This is a genomic window from Halomonas sp. (genome assembly GCF_041689495.1).
Taxonomy (GTDB): Bacteria; Pseudomonadota; Gammaproteobacteria; order Pseudomonadales; family Halomonadaceae; genus Halomonas.
In genome coordinates this window covers 1-4,045 of record NZ_JBDNGD010000223.1, presented here as the reverse complement: position 1 = coordinate 4,045, position 4,045 = coordinate 1, and the positions used below count along the sequence as shown (strand labels likewise).

The following is a 4,045-nucleotide window of genomic DNA, read 5'->3' as shown; positions in this document are numbered from 1 at the left end:
GTTTGCCGCCGCACAGGCGGCTGATGAGTCGGGGCGCTCGGCGCTGCGCAGCACGCAGCTGTTTGCCGCCGCACAGGCGGCTGATGAGTCGTCAAGTGGTCCAGAGAGGGGACTGCTTCAGAACGCCAGGTGCCTGCCAGCCAAGCCCGTTTCGGTATAGGCTGGAAAGCCTTTTTCTCTTCAGGCTGCTACAAGAGGAAAGATCGACATGAGGCGTTGTCTGTGGCTCCAGGCAGGGCTGACAGGGGCGTGGGGCAGAGTGAGGCGACGGATAGCCCCGGGTTTTCCTTTCGTCGGCATCAGGGGTGTGAAAGTGATGGGGTCACTCCACGGGCCGCCCCACCAGCGAGCGGGTTTCCTCGCGGGCCTCGATCAGCGCCACGCGGATGACGTCGCCCAGCTTGAAGCGTTCCTCACCCTCGATCTGGATGCGACCTTCCTTGTCGTCGATGGCGACCTTGGCGCGATCGCTATGCATCATCGGCGCGGGAATGAAGGCGGTGGCGCCATTGGCGGTCAGGCGAACCCGCATGCCCCCGCGGTTGACGTTGATGATCTCGGCCTCGAAAGTCTCCTGGGCCTCCGCCGCAGGGGTCAGGTAGCGCACATAGAGCCAGTCCTTGACGTCACGCTCCGCCATGCGGTTCAGCTTGCGCCGCTCGGTCAGTTGGTCGGTGAGTGACTGGGTGGCCTCGGCCGGGGCCTGCTCGCCCTTGAGCACACGCTTGATCAGGCGATGGTTGACCATGTCGCCGTACTTGCGGATGGGGGAGGTCCAGGTGGCGTAGGCGGCCAGGCCCAGGCCGAAGTGCGGCCCGGGCAGGGCGGACATGCTGGTGAAGCCCTGGAAGCGACGCAGGCGGGCGTCCAGCCAGGCGTCATCGCGGCCCTCGAGCTCGCGCTTGAGCTCGGTGTAGCGGGGCAGTTCGGTGAGCTGCTCGCGCTCCACCTGAATGTCCTGACTGGCCAGAAACTCCTGAGCGGCTTCGGCCTTCTCCGGCTCGAAGGCGCGGTGGACATTGAAGATGCCGTGGCCGACGTGCTCGGAGAGCAGGCGGGCGCAGCAGGCATTGGCGGCGATCATCGACTCCTCGATCATACGGTTGGCGATGCGTCGCTCTTCGGTGCGGATGTCCAGCACGTTGCCGGCGTCATCCAGATCGAAGACGAAGTCCGGACGATCCTTGAAGACCAGGGCATGCTCGGCCCGCCAGGCGGCGCGTGCCAGTGTCATGGCCTCAAGCGCCTTTAGCTGCTTGCCGATCTCGTCGGCCGGGGTCCAGTCGCCCAGGCCCTCGAGCCAGTCGGAGACCCGGTCGTAGGCGAGCTTGGCGTGGGAGCGCATGGTAGCCGCGAAGAAGCGATAGCCGCCCAGGCTACCGTCGGCATTGACTTCCAGGGTGCAGGCCAGTACCGGACGCTCCCGGTTCTCCCACAGCGAGCAGAGGTCGTCGGCCAGCGGCTCGGGAAGCATGGTGACGTTCTGCCCTGGCAGGTAAACGGTGAAGGCGCGGGTGCGGGCCTCCAGATCGGCGGCGTGACCCTCCTCGACATAGGCGGTGGGGTCGGCGATGGCCACGCTCAGTGACCAGCCGCCGTCCTCGCGTGAGACGACGCGCAGGGCATCGTCCATGTCCCGGGTCTTCTCGCCGTCGATGGTGAAGAAGGGTTCGTCGGTAATATCCACCCGTTCGAGCCCTTCATCGCGCAGCGGCCAGTCGTCGCCGGCGTCCGGGCATTCCTGCTCCAGGGCATGGCGGGCCAGGGTCACGCGCCACGGCACCGCGGGGTCGTGGCTCTTGGCCACCAGTTCGTCGATCTGGGTGAAGAAGGCGCGGTCGTCGGGCTTGAGGGGATGGCGCACCAGGCGGGCCACCACCCAGTCGGCGTCGCCGATGCTGGCCTCGTCGAGGGTGTTCTTGAGACGGGCCTTGAGCACGTTCTTCACCGACGGATGGTCGGGGATCACGGCGAGACGCCCTTCGCGGAGCTGGACCCTGGCGACGAAACGTTTCATGCCCGTCTCGATCAGCGTCTCGGGCTCCACGGATCGCTTGTCGCCATCCTCGTGCACGATGGCCTCGATACGGTCGCCATGCAGGACCTGCTTCATGGCGGGGGGTGGGACGAAGTAGGACTCCCCGTCATCGGTTTCCAGGAAGCCGAAGCCCCTGTCGGTGGCCTTGATCACGCCCTCGACACGAGGGGTCGTTTCACGGAGATTCTGCTTGAGTTGGGCAAGCAGCGAGTTGTTCTGCAGCATGGTCACGATCGGGTGGCGGGATAAGGGCATCACTATACGGATTTACGGGCCTGGCGCCAAACCTCGGCGCCGGATGGTCAGGCCGATGGCGGGTCATTTACGAGTGTCCCGGCATCGGGGCCGACCCGTCGGCAGGAAGACAGACGCCGTTGCCTTGGGTAGGCTATGCCTTTCTCGATGACACCGGATAGCCCCACGACACCATGTCCATGAGCCCACGACTGATCGTGTCCGATCTGGACGGCACCCTCCTCGGTGCCAACCATGACCTTGACCCCGAGACCATTGGCACCCTGCGCGAACTGGCCCTGCGAGGGCACTACCTGGCCTTCGCCTCGGGTCGTCATTTCCGTGACATGCTCAACTTCCGTGAGCGACTCGGGGTGCCTGTCCATATCATCAGTACCAATGGCGCCTACTTGCACGGCCCCGATGATGACCTGCTGGCGGCCTTTCATCTCGATCCCGAGATGGCCCGGGAGCTGATCGCGTTGCCGAGGCATCCCGATGTGCGCCTGAACCTGTACCGCGATGACGATTGGCTGATCGACGCACCGGAACCCCGCCTGCTGGCGCTGCACGCCCATACCGGCTTCGGCTATCGGGTCGCCGGGCCCGGCGATCTGGATGGTGAAGGCGTGGGCAAGGTGCTCTACATCGGTGAAGCCGCCAAGTTGGTCGGAATTGAGGCGCAGGTTCGCGAACGGCACGCAGACCGCTTGCATGTCACTTATTCCACGGCCAATGCCCTGGAACTCATGGCCGGTGGCGTCAACAAAGGGTCGGCCCTCGCGTCCTTGCTGTCGCGGTTGTCTCTGGGTCCCGAGGACTGCCTGGCCTTCGGCGACAATCTCAACGACAGTGAGATGCTCGCCCTGGCCGGCGAGGCCCATATCATGTCCAATGCCCATCCCGAGCTCTCATCCCGGGTGCCGGGCGCACGGTCTATTGGTCACCACGCCGAGAATGGCGTGGCGGAATGCTTGCGCCGGCGATTTTCGCTCTAGGAGTCCGACAGGGTCCTAGTCAGGCTTTTCTTGTCGGGTCCCGGAGGCATCAAGGCGCCGCAACTGTTGCCAGAGTTCGCTGCGCAGGTCGCTCATGTGGGGTGCCTCACCTTCACGGAATGCCAGCGGCCGCGCCATGCGCAGGGTGCGCAGTCCGAGTCTGGCACTGAGCAGTCCGATTCCCAGCCCCTGGCCGGCGCGGGTCGACAGGCGCCCGGCCAGGTTCATCGAGAGGATTTCCATTCCCGCCTCACTGGCGATCTCGGTCGCACCGGCGAAGGCCATGTTGTAGAGCACGCTCTTGAGCAGGCGCAGGCGGCTGGCATAACCCAGCTCGAGCCCGTAGAGACGGCAGAGGCGGTCGACCATGGCCAGGCTGCGCCAGGCCACGAGCAGCATGTCCACCAGGGTGAGGGGGCTGACGGCCACCATCACCGCCGTTTTACCGGACATCCGCGAGACGAGGCGCCGGGCTTCCCGGTCGCGGGGCGACAGGAGGTGATGGGCCAGCAGCAGGCGGATGTCGCGGCCGTCATGGTGGGGCTCCCTGGCCGCCAGAAAACTCTGCCAGTGGGGGTCGTCATCGTCGAGGTCGAGGCTACGCTTGAGGCGTCGTGCCAGCGACAAGGCCTGGCGGGGCCGGCATCGGGGAGGCCGGCGAGTGCCTCGCGCAGGATGTCGTGGCGCTTCAGCCGGCGCCGGCGAAACAGCTCGCGTATCAGCGCCGTACCGCCCAGTCCCAGGGCGAACAGCAGCAGTAGGCTCCATCCCCCCG

At 65.8% G+C, this 4,045-nt stretch carries 3 protein-coding genes; 1 reads left to right on the top strand and 2 read right to left on the bottom strand.

All coding sequences use genetic code 11. The features are described 5' to 3' along the window. Positions 1–322 precede the first annotated feature (322 nt). Positions 323–2,263, bottom strand: coding sequence for an exoribonuclease II (locus tag ACESMD_RS07935; RefSeq protein WP_372611986.1), 1,941 nt, complete (start codon positions 2,261–2,263; stop codon positions 323–325). 209 nt (positions 2,264–2,472) lie between these two features. Between ACESMD_RS07935 and ACESMD_RS07930 the strand changes: the two genes are divergently transcribed. Then, on the top strand, positions 2,473–3,270 hold the full coding sequence (locus ACESMD_RS07930) for a Cof-type HAD-IIB family hydrolase (RefSeq protein WP_372611984.1): 798 nt from the start codon (positions 2,473–2,475) through the stop codon (positions 3,268–3,270). A 15-nt stretch (positions 3,271–3,285) separates the two neighbouring features. On the opposite strand, the gene ACESMD_RS07925 is transcribed toward ACESMD_RS07930, so the two are convergent. Further along, positions 3,286–3,897 carry a TIGR01620 family protein gene (locus ACESMD_RS07925; RefSeq protein ID WP_372611982.1) on the bottom strand — a complete coding sequence of 204 codons (612 nt, stop codon included), beginning with the start codon at positions 3,895–3,897 and terminating at the stop codon, positions 3,286–3,288. Positions 3,898–4,045: the final 148 nt, after the last annotated feature.

Excerpts from the sequence above, each read along its gene's own strand:
- ACESMD_RS07935 (WP_372611986.1), bottom strand. The coding sequence starts at position 2,263 with ATGCTGCAGAACAACTCGCTGCTTGCCCAACTCAAGCAGAATCTCCGT.
- ACESMD_RS07930 (WP_372611984.1), top strand. The coding sequence starts at position 2,473 with ATGAGCCCACGACTGATCGTGTCCGATCTGGACGGCACCCTCCTCGGT.